General features: G+C 70.1%; 14 protein-coding genes. 6 read left to right on the top strand and 8 right to left on the bottom strand.

Translation table 11 applies throughout. The annotated features are described in order from the left end of the window. Nucleotides 1-8: 8 nt before the first annotated feature. The 3 genes from E8A49_RS18670 (at nucleotide 9) to E8A49_RS18660 (ending at nucleotide 4,914) form a co-directional block, all read left to right on the top strand. A complete protein-coding gene (locus E8A49_RS18670) occupies nucleotides 9-692 on the top strand; it encodes a response regulator (protein WP_293385081.1) in 684 nt (227 codons plus the stop codon). Nucleotides 693-788: 96 nt separating this feature from the next. Next, entirely contained in the window at nucleotides 789-3,068 is a 2,280-nt protein-coding gene (locus E8A49_RS18665) for an ATP-binding protein (RefSeq protein ID WP_293385078.1), read from the top strand. Between the two features lie 193 nt (nucleotides 3,069-3,261). After that, nucleotides 3,262-4,914 carry a peptidase S10 gene (locus E8A49_RS18660; RefSeq protein ID WP_293385075.1) on the top strand — a complete coding sequence of 551 codons (1,653 nt, stop codon included), beginning with the start codon at nucleotides 3,262-3,264 and terminating at the stop codon, nucleotides 4,912-4,914. A gap of 67 nt (nucleotides 4,915-4,981) precedes the next feature. Here the strand turns inward: E8A49_RS18660 and E8A49_RS18655 are convergent, their stop codons facing one another. After that, on the bottom strand, nucleotides 4,982-7,213 hold the full coding sequence (locus tag E8A49_RS18655; RefSeq protein WP_293385072.1) for a glycoside hydrolase family 3 protein: 2,232 nt from the start codon (nucleotides 7,211-7,213) through the stop codon (nucleotides 4,982-4,984). A gap of 137 nt (nucleotides 7,214-7,350) precedes the next feature. Between E8A49_RS18655 and E8A49_RS18650 the strand changes: the two genes are divergently transcribed. Further along, complete coding sequence (locus E8A49_RS18650; RefSeq protein ID WP_293385069.1) at nucleotides 7,351-7,815, top strand: hypothetical protein; 465 nt, start codon at nucleotides 7,351-7,353, stop codon at nucleotides 7,813-7,815. A gap of 77 nt (nucleotides 7,816-7,892) precedes the next feature. On the opposite strand, the gene E8A49_RS18645 is transcribed toward E8A49_RS18650, so the two are convergent. Continuing rightward, nucleotides 7,893-8,414 (bottom strand): DUF1993 family protein, encoded by a 522-nt coding sequence (locus E8A49_RS18645; RefSeq protein WP_293385066.1) that lies wholly within the window; start codon nucleotides 8,412-8,414, stop codon nucleotides 7,893-7,895. A gap of 91 nt (nucleotides 8,415-8,505) precedes the next feature. On the opposite strand from E8A49_RS18645, the gene E8A49_RS18640 reads away from it, so the two are divergent. Beyond that, nucleotides 8,506-9,453, top strand: a complete 948-nt coding sequence (locus tag E8A49_RS18640) for an ornithine cyclodeaminase family protein (RefSeq protein ID WP_293385063.1) — start codon at nucleotides 8,506-8,508, stop codon at nucleotides 9,451-9,453. Here the strand turns inward: E8A49_RS18640 and E8A49_RS18635 are convergent. Then, nucleotides 9,450-10,793 carry an aspartate aminotransferase family protein gene (locus E8A49_RS18635; RefSeq protein ID WP_293385060.1) on the bottom strand — a complete coding sequence of 448 codons (1,344 nt, stop codon included), beginning with the start codon at nucleotides 10,791-10,793 and terminating at the stop codon, nucleotides 9,450-9,452. The two genes, E8A49_RS18640 and E8A49_RS18635, sit on opposite strands and share 4 nt — an antisense overlap. 27 nt (nucleotides 10,794-10,820) lie before the next feature. After that, nucleotides 10,821-12,131: a C69 family dipeptidase gene (locus E8A49_RS18630; protein WP_293385057.1), complete on the bottom strand. Its 1,311-nt coding sequence runs from the start codon at nucleotides 12,129-12,131 to the stop codon at nucleotides 10,821-10,823. Nucleotides 12,132-12,347: 216 nt separating this feature from the next. Between E8A49_RS18630 and E8A49_RS18625 the strand changes: the two genes are divergently transcribed. After that, complete coding sequence (locus E8A49_RS18625; RefSeq protein ID WP_293385055.1) at nucleotides 12,348-12,710, top strand: helix-turn-helix transcriptional regulator; 363 nt, start codon at nucleotides 12,348-12,350, stop codon at nucleotides 12,708-12,710. 8 nt (nucleotides 12,711-12,718) lie between these two features. Here E8A49_RS18625 and E8A49_RS18620 read toward each other — a convergent pair whose 3' ends face one another. The 4 genes from E8A49_RS18620 to E8A49_RS18605 all read right to left on the bottom strand — a co-directional run bounded on the left by E8A49_RS18620 (nucleotide 12,719) and on the right by E8A49_RS18605 (nucleotide 18,247). Beyond that, entirely contained in the window at nucleotides 12,719-13,474 is a 756-nt protein-coding gene (locus E8A49_RS18620) for a tetratricopeptide repeat protein (protein ID WP_293385052.1), read from the bottom strand. 17 nt (nucleotides 13,475-13,491) lie between these two features. Further along, nucleotides 13,492-15,633, bottom strand: a complete 2,142-nt coding sequence (locus tag E8A49_RS18615; protein ID WP_293385049.1) for a TonB-dependent siderophore receptor — start codon at nucleotides 15,631-15,633, stop codon at nucleotides 13,492-13,494. 132 nt (nucleotides 15,634-15,765) lie between these two features. Next, nucleotides 15,766-17,271 (bottom strand): sulfatase, encoded by a 1,506-nt coding sequence (locus tag E8A49_RS18610; RefSeq protein ID WP_293385046.1) that lies wholly within the window; start codon nucleotides 17,269-17,271, stop codon nucleotides 15,766-15,768. Nucleotides 17,272-17,293: 22 nt separating this feature from the next. Next, on the bottom strand, nucleotides 17,294-18,247 hold the full coding sequence (locus tag E8A49_RS18605) for an SUMF1/EgtB/PvdO family nonheme iron enzyme (protein ID WP_293385043.1): 954 nt from the start codon (nucleotides 18,245-18,247) through the stop codon (nucleotides 17,294-17,296). Nucleotides 18,248-18,309 lie beyond the last annotated feature (62 nt).

Here is an 18,309-nt window from a genome sequence, read left to right as displayed (position 1 = left end):
CTCCTGATATGAACCTGATCGCCTTGGCGGTGGTCATCTGGCTGGTGGCCATGAGCGTCGCCTTCGGCTTTTACATTCCCGTCCTGCGGGCCGAACGACGGATCCTGGCGCGCGGGCCGCAGTGGACGCCCGAACCGGTCGGGGACGACCTCGATCATGCCGCGTCATCGATGACAGCTTTCGCTGCCGAGGGGGCGGCGCCCCCGGTTCCGGCGCAAGTTCCCGCCAAAGCGGTCACCGCCCAGGTCATTCCGCTCGATCCCGCGCCACTCTCCGTCGCCGCCATGCGCCCGGCCGAGCCGGACGCGTTCAGCGTCCTCATCGTCGACGACAACGCCATCAACCGTCAGGTGCTGGAGCTGATCCTGGACAGCGTCGGCATGGCCCATGCCTCGGTGGAGAACGGGCTGGAGGCGGTGCGGGCCATGGAAGGCTGCGCCTACGATGCGGTCCTGATGGACCTGCAGATGCCGGTGATGGACGGCTTCGAGGCCACGCGGCGCATCCGCGCCCTTGAAGCTGCGCGCGGCGGGCGTTCCACCATCATCGTGGTCTCGGCCAACTATCTCGACGAGGATGTCGACGCCGGGCGCAGCGCGGGCGCCGATGCGCACCTGCCCAAGCCGATCTCCGCCGCCACCCTGGTGCAGCAGCTGGCGGCCTGTCCGGCGGCCAATCGGATGGCCGCCTGAGCCCCGCGAACCTTTACGGCGTAAGACTTCGGGCAGCCAATTTTGTTAACCCGCGAACCCTAGTTTCGCCCCGGTAAGCAACGGAAAGTCCGAAGTTTGTTCGCCGTCCTGACCTGCATCTTCGCGCAGCATGACCTGCGCCTGGTGGCGGCCGCGGCGTTGATCTGCGTGGTCGCGGCGAGCAGCGCCTTTGGATTCCAGGCCCGCGGCCTCGCCGTCACAGGGGGCCTGCGCTGGGCCTGGCTTTTCCTGACCGCCCTGGTGGCCGGCTCCGGCGTCTGGGGCACCCACTTCCTGGCCATGTTGGCCTACCAGCCGGCGCTGCGCATCGGCTACGACCTGCCCGAGACTTTCGCTTCCCTGGCCGCCGCCATCGTCGGCATGGGTCTGGGCTTCTCGCTGCCGGCCTGGCGCCACGGCCGCGGCGGGGACCTGATCGGCGGGACGCTGGTGGGCGCCAGCGTCGTGGTCATGCACTTCATGGGCATCGACGCCATCCGCACCCAGGCCCATGTGTCCTGGGACCCGCGCTATGTGGCGGCCGCGCTGCTGGCCGCGGCGGCCGGCGGCATGGCGGCGTTCTCCCTGCGCCGCGCGACTAGGGGCCGATGGGCGTGGGCGCCGCCCGCCGCGGCCCTGGTCCTCGGCATCGTCGGCCTGCACTTCATCGCCATGACCGCGATCACCCTGGTCCCGGATCCCCGCCTGACCATGCCGGCTGAGGTGATGGACCGCGCGGGCCTGGCGCTCGCCACCGGCGGCCTGGCCGCGCTCATCCTGGGCGCGAGCGCCGCCCTGATGCTGATGGAGCGGCTGGGCCGGCGCGGCGCCTTCGTCATGGTGCGCCAGGCGCTGAACGCCGTGCCCGCGGGCATCGTCTTCTACGACCCCCAGGACCGGGTCCGCGACTGGAACGCGGGCTTCGCCGCCCTGATGGCCGAGTGCGGGATCGCGCCGCAGGTGGGCCGTTTGCGAGCCGACTATGTGCAGGCCTCCGCCGCCGCCGGCTGGGAGGCCGAGATCGAGGCGGAGCGTCCGCATTGGGTGGAAGAGCATTCCTCCCAGCGCCTGACCGGGACCCGGGACCTGCAGCTCCCCGATGGCCGCCACCTTCGAATCGAAATGTTCCGCACCGACGACGGCGGCGGAGTCACGGTGATGAGCGACATCACCGCCGAAAAGCGGAGCGCCGCGGCCATGGCCGCAGCCCGCGACGCCGCCGAGGCCGCCAACCGCGCCAAGAGCGACTTCCTGGCCAATATGAGCCACGAGATCCGCACCCCGCTGAACGGGGTGCTGGGCATCGCCGAGGTGCTGCTGCGCACCGAACTCAGCGACGACCAGCGAAAGCTGGTGGGCGTGATCCAGCAATCCGGCGGCCTCCTGAACGGCCTGCTGAGCGACCTCCTGGACCTGGCCCGGGTGGAGGCCGGCAAGGCCGACCTGCGCATCGAACGCGCGCGGCTGGATGAACTGGCGGGGGTGGTGGGCGATCTCTTCGCCACCGCCGCGCAGGAAAAGGGCCTGACGCTCGACATCCAGGTCGCCCCCGGCGCTGAGGGCGAGGTCGCATGCGATCCGCTGCGGCTGCGCCAGGTGCTGGGCAACCTGGTGAGCAATGCGGTCAAGTTCACCGACGCCGGCCAGGTGACGCTGGGCGTCGCGCGGAACGGGGCGCGGGTGCGGTTTGCGGTCCGCGACACCGGCCAGGGTATCGATCCAGCCGAGAAGGCGGTGATTTTCCAGCGCTTCCACCAGGCCGACAGCTCCGCGACGCGGCGGCATGGCGGCGTGGGCCTGGGCCTGTCGCTCTGCGACAGCTACGTCCGCAAGATGGGCGGCGAACTCACCTGCGAGAGCACGCCCGGCGAAGGCTCGCTGTTCGCCTTCGAACTCGAGCTGCCGGCCCTGGCGCCGCTGAGCGCCGGCGAAGCCGCGGTCTTGGCGCACGAAGAGGACGCCGTCTCGGTGTTCGACCGCTTCAACGTGCTGGTCGTCGACGACAATCCGGTCAACCGTCAGATCATGGAGCTGATCCTGGGCAGCGTCGGCATCCCACACGCCTCGGTGAAGGACGGGCTGGAAGCGGTGGAGGCGATGACCACCGGCGACTTCGACGCGGTCCTGATGGACATCCAGATGCCGGTGATGGACGGCCTCGAAGCCACCCGGCGCATCCGCGAGTGGGAGCGCGGGGGTGGGCGCAAGCGCTCCCCGATCCTGATCGTCTCGGCCAACGGGCTGAAGGAACACATCGAGGCCGGCCGAGCGGCGGGCGCCGACGCCCACCTCAACAAGCCGATCTCGGCCCAGGTCCTGCTGAACGAGCTGGAAGCCCAGCGCGCCGCCGTCGCGGCGCAGCAACAAGCCGCCTAGCGGCGAAACTTTCCGACGAGCGCCCTGCCTACTGTCTCGGCAGGCCCCGCTCTGCGTCGGATTGCGACGGTATCGAAATGCTTCGGCAAAACAGCGGCGCAAGGTTGCGCAGCGTCAGCGCGTGGGCTCATGTCCCACGCCTGGGCGCGGTCGGGAGCCGCGCCGTCGAGAACCAAATTCAAGGGGTGCACGTATGATCCGTAAGACCGCGGCCGCTGTGGTCGCGTTGGGCCTTTCCGCCACCGCCGCCTTTGCACAGCCGCCAGCGCCGCCGACCGCGCCGAGCGCCGCGGGCCGCGCCGCCCGTGTCACCCCCGATGAGCCGCCGAACAACGCCGGCCCCGTCGTCGAGCGCCGCTCGGACCGCGGCGCCATGGCCAGCGAGCGCAAGATCGGCGACAGCGACATCGCCACCGCCCCGATCAACGAGGTGGCCAAGACCTCCCACCACACCGTGACCATCGGCGGCAAGACCATCCCCTATACGGCCACGGCCGGCACGCTCACCCTGCGCGACGACGACGGCAAGCCGATCGCCAGCATGTTCTACGTGGCCTACACCGCCGACGGCCCGCGCGATCCCAGCCGGCCGGTGACCTTCAGCTACAACGGCGGCCCGGGTTCGGCGTCGCTGTTCGTGCACATGGGCCTGGCCGGTCCGATGCACGTGATGACCGACTCGCCCAACGCCACCCACAACGCGCCGTTCACGATCACCGAGAACCACGAGTCCCTGCTGGACAAGTCGGACCTGGTGTTCCTCGACGCCATCGGCGCCGGCTATTCGCGCCCGCTCGGCGACACCAAGGGCACGGCCTTCTGGGGCGTGGACCAGGACATCGACGCCTTCGCCCGCGGCATCCAGCGCTACATCACCATCAACCACCGCTGGAACTCGCCGAAGTTCCTGTTCGGGGAAAGCTACGGCACCACCCGTTCGGCGGGCCTGGTCTACGCCCTGCAACAGCGCGGCATGCAGGTGAACGGCGTCCTGCTGCTCTCCTCGGTGCTGAACTACGGCGCCCATGACTCGGGCTTCGACCATTCCTATGTCAGCTACGTCCCGAGCTTCGCGGCCACGGCCGTCTACTGGAAGAAATCGGCGACCCAGCCCGCCGACCTTCCCGCCTATCTGCAGGAAGTGCGCGCCTGGGCGTCGGGTCCGTACCTGACGGCCCTGACCAAGGGCTCGAACATCTCGCCGCAGGAATTCGACGCCACGGCCAAACAGCTCTCGGCCTACATCGGCCTGCCGGTGGACTACATCAAGCGGGCCAACCTGCGCATCGACTTGAGCCGCTTCCGCACCGAACTGCTGCGCGACCAGGGCCGCATCCTCGGCCGCTACGACACCCGCTTCACCGGCATCAATTCGGACAACGCCGCGGAGAACCCGGAGTACGATCCCTCCGACACCGGCATCAACGGCGCCTATGTCGGCGCCCTGCACGACTGGCTGGAGCAGGGCCTGGGCTACACCACCGACCTGAACTACTGGCCCTCGGGCCCGGGCATCAACCAGGCCTGGGATTGGAAGCACCGTCCGCCGGGCGGCAACTTCGGCGGCGGCGGCCGGCGCGAGCCGGTGGCCAACACGGCCGAGGACATGGGCGTGGCCATGCGCCAGAACCCGCACCTGAAGGTGTTCTCGCTGAACGGCCTCTACGACATGGCCACGCCGTTCTTCGGCACCGAGTACGACATCGCCCACCTGTGGCTGGACCCCGCCGTGCGCGGCAACGTCCGCTTCGGCTACTACCCGTCCGGGCACATGGTCTATCTGAACCAGGACGCCCTGAAGACGATGAAGGCCGACGTGGCGAAGTTCTACGACGACGCCAAATAGGCCGGACAGACGTCCGATCTCGATAAGCCTCCCTCGCAGCCGGGCGCCGCGGGGGAGGTTTTTCGTTTCAGGGCCTGATCGTCGCGGCGGCCACGATCGCCGAGCCCTGGAGCGCGGCCGTGGCGGCGTCGGGGCCGACGGCCACCTTGTAGGCGCCGGCGTCAAGGCGCCAGCCGTGGGCGGCGACGTCCCAGTTGGCCAGCATGCGGGCCGGCGCGGTCACCGTCACCCGCTGAGCCTCGCCGGGCTGCAAGGCCACCTTCGACCAGCCGATCAGCCGCTGCTGGGTCCGCCTGGGCCCAGACGTCAGGTAGAGTTGCGGCGTGTCGGTCCCGGCGACGTTCGAGACATTGGTGACCATGAAGCTGGCGGTGAGCGTCCTGCCGCCGGTCACCTTCAGCCCCGAATAGCGGAACACCGTGTAGGAAAGGCCGTAGCCGAAGGGGTACAGCGGCGTCTGGCCGGCCTTGGGGCCCGAGGGTGCGAAGGCGCGGTAGCCGACGTCGGAGCCCTCCGGATAGGTCACCGTGAAGGGCTTGATGTCGAAGGTCGGCGTCAGCGTCTCCACCGCGTTCTGGTCCGAGCCCGGCAGCACCGGGCGCGCTAACTGCGCCTCGCTGGCCGGGAAGGTGATGGGCAGTCGGCCCTGCGGGTCGACCTCGCCGAACAGCACCTTGGCGATGGCCTCGCCGCCGCGGGCGCCGGGATACCAGGCCTCGAGGATCGCGCCGGCCTGGTCGCGCCAAGGCATGGCCACCGGCCCGCCGGTCTCCAGCACCACCACGGTCTTCGGGTTGGCGCGGGTCACCGCATCGATCAGCACGTCCTGGTCGCCGTCCAGCTTCATGGCGATGTCCATGCCCTCGCTGGACCACTGGGTTGCGAAGACCACGACCTCGTCGGCGATGCGGGCCAGCGCGGCGGCGGCGGCCGGGTCGGAGCCGTCGTAGAAGCTGATCTCCGCGGCCCCCGCCCGCGCCTTGATCGCCGCATAGGGCGCGGACGGGTGATAGACCGGGCCGATGCCCCACTGCGGGGCGATCTTCGGCTTGGGATAGACCTTCGAGCCCAGCGGGACGACCTGCGACGAGCCGCCGCCGGACAGCACGCCCAGGTCCGCGTGGCCGCCGATCACCACGATGCGGTGGACGGCGGGTTTGAGCGGCAGGGTGAAGTCGTTGTTCTTGAGCAGGACGATGGCCTGCTCTTCCTCCTGGCCGGCCACCAGCCCGTCGGCGGCGGTGTCGAGGCCGCCCGCGACCACTGGATCGTCCACCGCGCCCGTCGCGAACAGGCTGCGCAGATAGCGGTGCGCCATCTCTCGCACCCGCGCCGCCGGGATCTGGCCGCTGGCGACCGCGGCCTTCAGGGGCGCGTCGAAGAACACCTGCTTGTCGAGCTGCTGGCCGCTTTGCTGGTCGAGCCCGGCCACGGCGGCGCCGACGCTATGCACCGCGCCCCAGTCGCTCATCACCCAGCCCGGCCAACGCCAGTCGCGCCGCAGAACCTCCGTCAGCAGAAAGGGGTTCTCGCAGGCGTAGGTCCCGCCGACCCGGTTGTAGGCGCACATCACCGAACCCGGCTGGCCCTGCTCCAGGGCGATCTCGAAGGCCAGGAGGTCGCTTTCGCGGAACGCCGCCTCGTCGATCCGGGCGTCCAGCACCATGCGCCCAGTCTCCTGGTCGTTGAGCGCAAAGTGCTTGAGGGTCGAGACGATATGGTTGGACTGGATGCCGGCGATGGCCGCGCCGTCGAGGGTCCCGGCCAGCAGCGGGTCCTCGCCCAGGTATTCGAAGTTGCGGCCGTTGCGCGGGTCGCGCGCCAGGTTCACCCCGCCGGCCAGGAGGGTGTTGAAGCCCTTCTGCCGCGCCTCCTTGCCGATCATCGCCCCGCCGGCGTAGGCGGTCTTGGGGTCCCAGGTCGCGGCGAGCGCCAGGCCCGAGGGCAGGGGCGTCGCATCATCGTTGGTGCGCCCGGCGTTGGCGACGCCCAGGCTGGCGTCGCTTTCGGTGAGGTCGGGAATGCCCAGTTCGGGGATGCCCGGCATGTAGCCGGCGGATATCTGCACATTGGGCGGCCGCTTGGCGCCGAGGAACAGCGGCATCACGCCGTGCAGCAAGGCGACCTGCTGGTCGAGGCTGAGCTTGGCCAGCACCAGGTCGGCGCGGCGGTCCGGGTCCAGTTTCGGATCCATCCAAGGCTGGCCGGCCGGCGGCGCGGCCAGGGCGGGCGGGGCAAGGGCCGGCAGGGCCAACATCAGCGCCGCGGCGCACGCGCCGCCCATCCAACCCCGCCGCATGGCCACGACCTCCCCGTTCCTTATTGCCGATAAGCTAGCCCAAGGCGGCGCTTGCGCCAGCCGGAATCGGCGGCCCTTGCGACGCAGGCGCGATGGTGCGCACCCTCATCGTCAATAGGGAATCGGGGAGGATATCGATGCGTTATGTGATCCTGGCCGCGGGTCTGTTCGCCGCTCTCGGCCTTTCCGCCTGCGACAAGTCTAAATCCGACGACGCCACCGCCGCGGCGCCCGCCGCTCCGGCCGCGCCCAAGTACGCCGGCCGCTCACAACAGATGTACCAGGGCCAGGAGATGGTCTCGTCGGTCGACAGCGCCACCGTCAAGGTGGGCAAGGCCGGGACCCTGGAGATGCAGGCCGCCGCCCACGTCGATATGCCTGGCTACAAGAACGCCGGCTTCCTGCCGCGCATCAACGCCGCCGCGCCCAAGGACGGGATTTATGAGGTGGACGTGGTGGCCGACAAGCCGGCGCCCGGCGCGTCCGCCGACACGCCGCTCGACGTCAAGGGCGCCTGGTCGTCCTATCCGGCGGAGCACCTGAAGGGGGTGAAGTTCATCTCCAAGACCAATTCCGTCGTGGCCATGCTCCCCGCCGGCTGATTCCGGACGATCCGCGGCTGACGACATCCGAGGCCCAAGGGCCCTCGCCGCGGCGAGGGCCCGAGAGTTGCTGTGGGTTAGCCCGCCGAGGCCGCCGCGCCGGCCAGATAGTCCATCTTGCCGAGCGGCACGCCCTGGCTGCGCAGGATCGCGTAGGCCGTGGTCACGTGGAACAGGAAGTTCGGCAGGGAGAAGGTGGTCAGGAACGACAGGCCGGTGAACTCCAGCGTCCGGGTCGGCATCTTCAGCTCGATGTGGCGGTCCTCGTGGCCGTCGACATCCTCGCGCTTGATCCCTTCCAGGAAGGCCATGGTTTTCTGGATACGGACGACCAGCTCTGGGAAGGTGGTCTCGGTGTCGGGCATGGCGGGCGCCTCGACGCCGGCCAGGCGCGCGCCGCCGCCCTTGGCCGCGTCGCTGGCCAGCTGGATCTGGCGGGCGAGCGGGAACATGCCGTGGCCGAGGCTGGCGTCGGCATAGGTCTTCAGGTCGACGCCGCCTTCGTTGGCGTGCGCTTCGGCCTTGTCGAGGAAGTGGGCCAGGTTGCCCAGCATGCGGATGTAGACGGGGATCGAGACGTCATAGAGCGATAGGGACAAGGCGTTTCTCCGATTGCGAAGCTTGAGAGATAGTGCCGCCGCCGCGCGAAACCCAGGCGTGTCGCAACATCTTCACGCGAGGGCCAGAGCCATGCGCATCATCGACGCCGCCGAAATCCGCGCCAACCTGACCTACGAGCTGGCCATCCCGACCGTGCGCGCGGCGATGATCGCCTTTTCGCGGGGCGAGACCCTGCAGCTGCTGCGCTCGATCCTGCCCATGGCCGAGGGCCGGATGTTCGGGGTTATGCCCGGCGCGCTCGGCGACCGCGACGCTTTCGGCGCGAAGATCCTCAGCGTCTTCCCCGGAAATTTCGACAAGGGCCTGGCCTCGCACCAGGGGGTGATCCTGCTGTTCGAGCCGGAGAATGGCGTCCTGGCCTGCATCGCCGAGGCCGGGGAGGTGACGGCCATCCGCACGGCCGCGGCCAGCGCGGTGGCCACCGACGCCCTGGCGCGGAAGGATGCCAGCGCGCTGGCCATCCTCGGCTATGGCGAACAGGCCCTCAGCCACGCTCGGGCGATCAGCCGTGTACGGAACCTGCGGTCGATCGCCGTCTGGGGGCGGTCCGCCGATCGCGCCGCGGCCTTCGCGGCCAAGGTCGGCGCGGAGCTGGGCGTGAAGGCCCACGCCTCGCCGACCGCCCGCGAGGCGGTGGCGGACGCCGACATCGTCTGCACCGTCACCCCATCGAAAGAGCCGATCCTGCTCGGCGCCTGGGTCGCGCCGGGCGCCCACGTCAATGTGGTGGGCTCCAGCTACGCCGGCCCGGTCGAGGTCGACAACGACCTGGTGGTCCGCTCGCGGTTCATCGCCGACAGCCGCGAGGGCGTGCTGGCGCAGGGCGCGGAGTTCCTGCGCGCAAAGGCCGCCGGCCTGGTCGGCGACGACCACGTCGTGGCCGAAATCGGCCAGGTGCTGGCCGGGACCGTCCCGGGCCGGCGCTCGGACGACGAGATCACCGTCTATAAGTCGCTCGGCCACATCGTGCAGGACCTGGCGAGCGTCCGGGCCCTGATGGACATCCCGCCGGCCTAGGCGATCTCGTTCAGCACGCCACGCACGACGCCAACGAGCTCAAGCAGTTCGTCCGGCGTGGCGATCAGCGGCGGGGAGAGGGCGATGGTGTCGCCGGTGTAGCGGATCAGCGCGCCCGCCCGCATCGCCCGGTTCAGCGCCTCATAGCCGCGCGCGCCCGGCGCGCCCTCGCGGGGGCTGAGCTCGACGGCGGCCATCAGGCCGAGGTTGCGGATGTCGATCACGTTCGGGCAATCGCGAAGGCCGTGCACCGCGGCCTCGAATCCCGGCGCGAACTCGGCGGCCCGGGTCAGGAGGGCCTCGCGGCGATAGATCTCCAGCGTCGCAAGGCCGGCCGCGCAGGCCGCCGGATGGCCGGAATAGGTGTAGCCGTGGAACAGCTCGATGGCGCCGCCCGGCCCCTGCATCATGGCGTCGTGGACATGGCGGCCGACGAACACCGCGCCCATGGGGAAGGCGCCGTTGGTGACGCCCTTGGCGGTGGTCATGATGTCCGGCGTCACCCCGAAGAACTGCGCGGCGAACGGCGCGCCGAGCCGCCCGAAGCCGGTGATCACTTCGTCGAAGATCAGCAGGATGCCGTGCCTGGTGCAGAGCTCGCGCAGCCGCTCCAGATAGCCCACCGGCGGCGGCAGGACGCCGGCGGAGCCCGCCACCGGCTCGACGATCACCGCGGCGATGGTCTCCGCCCCATGCAGGGCGATCAGCCGCTCCAGGTCGTCGGCGCGTTCGGCCCCGTGCGCCGGCTGGCCCTTGGAGAAGGCGTTCCGCGCCAGGTCATGGGTGTGCCCGATGTGCTCGGCGCCCGGCAGGGTGAGGAAGGCCCGGCGGTTGTTGACCAGGCCGCCCACGGAAATGCCGCCGAAGCCCACCCCGTGATAGCCCTTCTCGCGGCCGATCAGGCGGGTGCGCTGCCCCTCGCCGCGGGCGCGGTGGTAGGCGAGCGCGATCTTCAGCGCGGTGTCCACCGACTCCGAGCCGGAGTTGGTGAAGAAGATGCGGTCCAGGCCATCGGGCGCGATCTTCGCCAGCGCGGTGGCGAAGTCGAAGGCCAGAGGATGGCCCATCTGGAACGAGGGTGCGTAGTCGAGGGTCAGCAGCTGCTGACCCACCGCCGCGGCGATCTCCTCCCGCCCGTGGCCGGCGTTGACGCACCACAGGCCCGACGCCCCGTCCAGGATGCGGCGACCGTCCTCGGTCTCGTAGTGCATGCCCTTGGCGGCGACCAATAGGCGCGGGTCGGCCTTGAACTGGCGGTTGGCGGTGAACGGCATCCAATAGGCGTCGAGGTCCGGGCGGTTCTTCAGCCCGGCGTTACGGCGGTCGGAGATGTCGTTCATGGCGCGCCCTCTTCTGCCGCTACGAAATCAGGTTCGGGGCAGGGCCGCCAGATGATTGAGCCTGGCCCAGCTGCGGCCATGTGCGCCGTGGCCGGCCGGGCCGCGGGCGGGAAGCCTCGCCAGCCAGCGAGCTTCAGCCGCCTCGGCCTCGCGCCAGCAGGCGGCGACGGCGGCCTTCATCGCCGCCGGACCGCTGTCGAACGCCGCGTCGATCCGTGCCTGGAAGCCAGCCTCCAGGCCGTTGCGCTCGCCTGCGATCGCAGCAAGCCCCGCCTGGAAATCATGCAGCAGGCCCCGGTGCAGGCGCTCATGCCGCCACCAGGGCGTGGCCGCGTCGAAGGTGTCGCCAGGCGCGGGCCCCTGCGGCGGCAGGCCGGTCTCGAACAGCACGGGCTTGAACAGTCCGGTGCAGGGCGCCGAGGTCGCGGTCACCCAGTGGACCGCGCGGCGGGACTTGAGCTCGCTGACCATCGAGGCCACGGACTGGCTGCGCCGGGCGCCCTCGGCGGCGTGCATGCAGATCGTGCGGTCATGCGTCCGCGCTGGGGTCCAGTCCGTATCCTCTCCGTGGTCGCGAAGGATCGCCATCATCGCTTGCGGCGTGAGCCGAGGCGAGACCCGGTCCAGCAGGGCTTTGCCACGCGCGCAACGCCCGCGGCCGAAGCTTGTCCGGTCGCGGACCTCGTCGAGCAGTTCTCCCGCCACGTCGAAGCGGCCATCCGCCCCCATCCAGCCCGCGGCGCGGGCGTGGGCCGCGAGGTCGGCGCTCACCGCATCGTAGCTCCGGCCGATCGAGTAGGCGTTGGACAGGGCGCGCGGTTCGCGCACCCGCTCCACCGCCCACCAGCGCCCGGCGGTCTCCAGCACATAGGCCTCGGCCGGATCGGCGATGATGAAGCCGTTATTGTAGTAGAACCGCCCCAGGTGCCCGCAGTCGCCGCCCTGGCCGTGGCGCTCCAGGAGGCCGGTGATCACCTCCACAGCCTCGGCGGCGGTGGCCGCGCGCTCCAGGCCCAGGCGCACCAGGTCCATGCCGGTCAGCGCACGCTTGCGCTGGGCCGGCGTCTTGGCGTGCAGGGCCTCGTTGCCGATGGCCACGCCGTGCTCGTTGGCGCCCATCTCCGCGCCCCACATCCAGAACGGCCGGCTGATCAGGCAACCGTGGGTCGCCGGCGCGTCCTCGATGGTGAGGTAGGTCAGCTTCAGCGGCCCGCCGCCGGTTCGGCGCGGGACCATCTCCAGGGTTTGCGCCTCGTTGCGCTCCCGGTCGCTGTTCTTGGCGAACAGGGCCGCGCCGTGGGCGGTGGCGCGGGCGGGGGCGGTCAGGGTGTCACACATGGCGGCGTCTCCATCCGGCGGACCGCCTGGCGGGTGCGCGGCATGGTTGCGCCAGGGCCCCAGCGGCCGCAACCGTCGCGTCGTGGCGAAGCAGTCGCGGCTTCGGCTATAGCCGAATCAAACGGATTTCAGCGTTCGGTCAGTGTGGGGCTGCAGGCCGCAGCACTACCGCGGGATGGCGCTGGGTCTGCCGTATCGGCTACCCTGGGATCATAGATGGCTGCTGAAACCCGCAATCCCCGCCATGGCGTGCTCGACGCCCTGCTTGGCGAGCGCATCCGGAAACGGCGGCGCGAGTTGGGCCTGTCGCAGTCGGCGCTGGGCGGCAAGCTCGGCATCACCTTTCAGCAGGTCCAGAAGTACGAGAACGGCACCAACCGGGTCTCGGCCACCATGCTGCTGAAGCTTTCCGACGCCCTGGCGATGCCGGTGACGGAGATCCTGCAGGAAGCCGACCCGGGCGCCGCGGCCGATTCCAGCGACCAGGGCGCACAGCTCCTGGCGGCCTTCGCCAAGATCCAGTCGGCGGAATTGCGCGCAGCGGTCCTGACCCTGGTGGCGGGGCTGACGGCGCGCTAGAACTGGCGTCAGGCCGGCGCCGCCAGGTCCGTGAACCCCCAATTCTCCACGCCCACCCGGCGCATCAGCCCTTGCGAAGCGGCCGGGGCCTGGGCGATCGCCGCCTCCAGCCACTGGCGGGCCTCCTCGCGCCGGCCCTCGGCCATCAGCAGGCTGGCGTGATTGTACTGGCCGCGGAAGTAGCCGCCCTCCGCCGACAGACGATACCAGCGCGCGGCCTCGCCCGGGTCGCGGGTCACGCCCCAGCCCTGCTCGCAGCAGCGGCCGAGCAGGTTCATGGCCCGCGGATGGCCCTGGTCGGCGGCGGCGCGGTAGCAGCCGACCGCGCGGGCGGGGTCGCGCCGCACGCCCTGGCCGTTCAGATTGAGGTGGCCCAGATTGTACTGAGCCCAGGCGTCGCCGGCGTCGGCGGCCCTGGCGAACCAGTGGGCCGCCCCGGCGAAGTCGGCCGCCACACCCCAGCCGTTCTCCAGGCAGCGGCCCAGCATGTTCCAGGCCTCGACGCAGCCCTGCTCGGCGGCGCAGTGGAACCAGCGGAAGGCCGCCTGGCGGTCCTGCGGCAGGCCCGCTCCCTCGAGCAGCATGCGCCCCAGGCGGAGCTGGCCCTCCGCCAGGCCCACCTCCGCAGCGGCCTGGACCAGGGGCGCCGCCTCGGCGGGATCCGCCGCCAGCGCCTCGGCCAGCGCCGCCGGCGGCAAGGTCAAGAGGGCGGTGAAGAGGGCGCTGGCCCCGTTGGGCGGCGGGGCGTCCGGACCCTGAGACACGCGCCCGCCCCGCCGGCCTAGTAGCTGATGGAGGCGGTGAGCAGCACCGTGCGGCCCGGCCCCGGCAGCACGTGGTTCTCCTCCGGCGAGGAGAAGTAGGAATTGGCGAAGTAGTACTTGTCGGTGAGGTTGGTGCCGTTGAGCTGCAGGGTCAGGTGGCTGTTCACCCGGTATTTCACCATGGCGTCGAGGGTGACGTAGCTCGGCACGTGAGCGGTGTTGTCCACGTCGGCGGCGCGGCGGTCGAGGTAGTTCAGGCCGGCGCCGATCTCCCAGGGGCCGGTAAACTCGTACTCCAGCCACAGGTTGGCCTGGTTGGGCGCGGTGTTCAGCAGCGGCGCGCCGACCGACAGCGGGTCGGTGGATTTCAGCGTCACCGAGTCCAGGTAGGTGTAGCCGGCGATGATCTCCAGGTGCTCGGTCAGGTGGCCAATGGCGTCGGCCTCGAAGCCGCGCACCCGCTCCTCGCCGGCCAGGATCTGCGGATTGGCCGGGTTGGTGGGGTCGCCCACCCGGGCGTTTTCCATGTTGGTCTGGAAGATCGCCGCCTGCAGGGCGAGCTTGCCGTCCAGCGCCTGGCCCTTCACGCCCACCTCGTAGGTGTGGTCGCGCTCCGGTGCGAGCGAGGCGGTCTTGGCGCTCAGCGACAGGTTTTCAGCCGACGGATCGTAGGAGGTGCCATAGGCGGCGTAGACGCTGATCTTGGAGGTCGGCTTGTAGACCAGGGCCACGCGCGGGCTGGCGATGGTGTCGGTGTGCTCGAAGTGCTGGGCGGTGATCGGCTCGTTGTAGGTGGCGTTGAAGCGGTCGAGGCGCACGGCGGTGGTGGCCTCGAAGTGCTCGCCGAAGTCGAGGGTGTCCTCGATCAGGCCGCTGACGGTCTTGGTGACGGTGTCCGGCCGCGAGGTGACCTGGGTCTGGCGGCCTGGGAAGGGCTCGTTGGGATCGGGATCGAGGATCGGCGTGCCGGGGATCTGGTTCAACTGGTTGGCGAAGCGCTCCAGGTCGGACTCCTCGCGGTCGAGTTCGATGCCGAAGATGGCGTGGTTGCTCACCGGCCCGAGGTCGAATTTCCAGTGCAGGTCGGCGTCGTTCATCAGGGTCGAGACCGTGCCCGCCACGCTCGGCCGGTCGCGGAAGGTCAGCACGTCGGCCAGCGGCGTGCCGGGCGCCGGCGGGGTCGCGCCATAGTGGGCGGCGGTCATCCGGCTGTCGAAGTAGTAGTTGCCGGCGCGTGCGGTATCGGTGAACCAGACCTTGTCGCTGATCTCGGCGCGGAACAGGGCGGTGCCAATGTCGTCGCGGGTGATGGTGCGGTCGTCGGACGGCAGGCCGTAGTAGGTCTTGCGTGGCACCGGAACCGGCGCGCCGAAGGCGAACGGGATGCCGTAGTCCGGCGTGTCGTTCTGCTCCTGGTGCAGGTAGTTCAGGGTAAGGCTGACGGGCTTGCCGATGCCGAACGACACAGACGGCGCCACGCCCCAGCGGCGGTTCTCCACATAGTCCCGGCCGGCGACGCCGGCGTCTTCGCCCATGGCGTTCAGTCGCACCGCGGTGTCGTCGTTGATCGCGTAGTTCAGGTCCGCCGTGGCGCGGCCCTCGCTGTTGGCGCTGCCGACCAGGGTCCCGTTGTAGAAATCGGAGAGCTGCGGGGTCTTGGAGACCTGGTTCACCACCCCGCCGGTCGAGCCGCGACCGAACTGGGCGGAGGCCGGGCCCTTGTAGACCTCCAGCGCCTCAAGGTTGAAGCTGTCGCGGGTGTAGAAGCCGGTGTCGCGCAGGCCGTCGAGGAAGAAGTCGTCGCTGGCCGCGAAGCCGCGCAGGTTGATGTTGTCTCCGTGCGTGCCGCCCTCGCCGGCGTTCAGCGTTATGCCGGGGACGTTCTTCAGCGCCTCCTGGACCGAGCTCACCGCCTGATCGGTGAGGACCTGGGCCGGGATGACGTTCACGTTCTGGGCGGTGTTCTGCAGGGTGCCGGAGAAGGCGCTGATGCTGGGGCTGGCGGTGACGATCAGGTCTTCGACCGTCTTCGACGCGTTGGCGTCGGCGTCGGCGGCCTGGGCCTGGAGTCCGAACGAGGTCGCCAGACAGATGGTGGCCGATCCCACGCCCGCCTGCGCGCGCCGGACCCGGCGGGCGGCGATACCTTGCATACTCATGACTGCCCCAAAGCAAATGCGAATTAGTCGCATTAGCGATGCGGCAGAGCTGGTGTCAACGTGCGATTGCCGGCGAGGACCTCCACCAAAGGGATTTCAGACGCCCGCGTGGCGCGCGCCCGAGTGGGGCATCTAGCGCGACTGCGGCCGCCAGGGCTCGGGGACCGTGGTGGGCGGGTCGAAGATCACCCAGGGCTTGGGCGCGCGGCTGGGCTTGTAGACATAGGTGTCGTGGGTCTCGGCCCGCAGGGCCTCCAGACGCGCCTTCAGGGTCGCGGTGAGCTCGGCATACTCAGGCCGGCCATAGAGATTGTGGTCCTCGCCTGGGTCGGTCTTCAGGTCGTAGAGCTCGAACTCCTGCGGCTCAGTGAAATAGTGGATCAGCTTGTAGCGCTCGGTGCGCACGCCGCGGTTGGGCTTCACGTTCTCGTAGCCGGGGTATTCGTAATATTCGTAGAGCCAATCCTTGCGCCAGTCGGGAAGGGCGCGGCCCTCCGCCAGCTCCAGGAAGCCACGGCCCTGCATGGTGGCCGGGATCGGCAGGCCCGCGATCTGTAGGAGGGTCGGCGCCGCATCGACGTTCAGCACCATCTCCTCGCGGCTCTGGCCGGCCCTGGCGTGGCCCGGCCAGCGGACGATCATCGGCACCCGGATCGACGGCTCGTACATCAGCCGCTTGTCGTAGAAGGTGTGCTCGCCCAGGAAGAAGCCGTGGTCGGAGCTCAGCATCACGGCGGTGTCGTCGTACTGCCCGCGCGTCTGCAGGGCGGCCACGACACGGCCAACGTTCTCGTCGTTGGATTCCACGCCCGCCCAGTGGTCCTTGACCAACTCCTCCAGCGAGCGGGGATCGTCTGAGAAGACGGCGCTGGTGCCGATCTTGTTGGCGGCGTTGGCCACCGCCCGGGGCTTGCCAGCGTAGTCGGTGAGGTCCTCGTCGAAGTCGGCCGGCACGGGGACCTTCACCCCGTTGAAGCGGTCCAACAGATGGCGCGGCCGATAGAAGGGCGCGTGCGGCGACCAGAACCAGACGAAGAGGCAGAGCGGCTTGTCGCCCTTGCGGCGCTCCAGCCAGCTCACGGTCCGGTCGGTGAGCAGGTCGTCGACGTAGGTGTTGCGATAGGTCTTGGTCACCGCCTCGCCCGCGCCGACGCGCTCGGTGATGGTGGGGTTCAGGTAGTCGGCCTGGCCCTTGAAGCCGAAGTAGTAGTCCCAGGGATGGTCCAGGAGGGCGCCTGAGACGTGGCTCTTGCCGATGAAGGCGGTCTCGTAGCCCGCCTCGCGCAGGATGTCCGAGACCAGCCGGAAATTGATCGGGACCGTCGCCTCCTCGTTGGTCGTGGCGCCGGTGGTGTGGCTGTAGGCGCCGGTGAGGAAGCTGGCGCGCGAGGGCAGGCAGAGGGCGTTGGTGACGAAGGCGTTCTTGAACACCGTCCCCTCGCGGGCGAGCGAATCCATATGCGGCGTCTTCAGCGCCCGGGCGCCCATGAAGCCGAACTCGTCGCTGCGCAGGCCCTCGCCCAGGAAGAAGACAATGTTCGTCCGCTTGGCGGGCTGGGCCTGCGCCGCGGCGGCCACGCCGACGGTGGCGGCGAGGCCGGCCACAAGGGCGCGGCGACTGGGCTCTATTCGACTCATGGCGCGTCTCCCCGACGCGGGATCATCGGCGCACGACGCAACGGAAGCCCAGATGCGAGGTGGTGGTGTCGATGGGCTGCGGCCAGCGCGCGGCGGGGCGGTAGCGCTGGCAGTAGTTCGGCGCGCACAGGTGCGAGCCGCCCTTGGCCACCCGACGTGGGATGCCGGCCACAGGCGAGGCCGGGTCGCAGCTCTGCTCGCGGGCCAGGACCTCCGACCGCGGCTTGCCGCAGCAGGCCGCCCCGGACGTCGGCTGGGCGGCGTACCAGTCGTCCGTCCATTCCCAGACGTTGCCGATCATGTCGTGGAGGCCAAAGCCGTTGGGCGGGAAGCTGCCCACCGGCGAGGTGCGCTCCAGCCCTGGCGCGGCGCGGTTGTCGTGCGGGAAGACGCCCTGCCAGGTCTTGGCCATGATCCGGCCGTCCGGCTCCATCGCCTCGCCCCAGGCGTAGGCCGCGCCCTCCAGGCCGCCGCGCGCGGCGTATTCCCACTCCGCCTCGCTGGGCAGCTGCTTGCGCGCCCACCGGGCGTAGGCGGCGGCGTCCGCGTGGGCGATGTGGACCGCCGGATGGTCGGGCAGGGCTTCCGGGCCTTTGAGCCCCAGCGGCCGGCGCCAGCAGGCGCCGAACACGAAGCCCCACCAGGTGGCTGGTCCCTTCAGGTCCACCGGGCCGTCCGGCGGGATGAACACCAGGGAGCCGGCGCGCGCCATCTCCGGCGCCATACCCGGATAGTCGCGCGGATCGGGGGCGACCTCGGCGAAGGTGACGTAGCCCGTGGTCTCCACGAAGCGGGCGAAGGCGGCGTTGGTCACGGGGGTCTCGTCGATCCAGAAATCGCCCACTGTGACGGGGCGCACCGGCCGCTCGTCGACGTAGAAGTCGTCCGAACCCATGGCGAAGGTCCCGCCGCGCACGAGCTTCATGCCGGCGAAGCGGCCGGCGCTCCTGACCTTGCCCGCGCTGACGTCTCCCAAGGCGATCCTCCGACCTCGTCTTCCCCGCAGTTATGGGCGCGGCGGCGGGTTCGCGCTACAGA

The sequence above is a fragment of the Phenylobacterium sp. genome, from assembly GCF_004799515.1.
Taxonomy (GTDB): domain Bacteria; phylum Pseudomonadota; class Alphaproteobacteria; order Caulobacterales; family Caulobacteraceae; genus Phenylobacterium.
The sequence above is the reverse complement of the archived record's forward strand: the minus strand, read 5'-3'. Positions and strand labels throughout refer to the sequence as shown.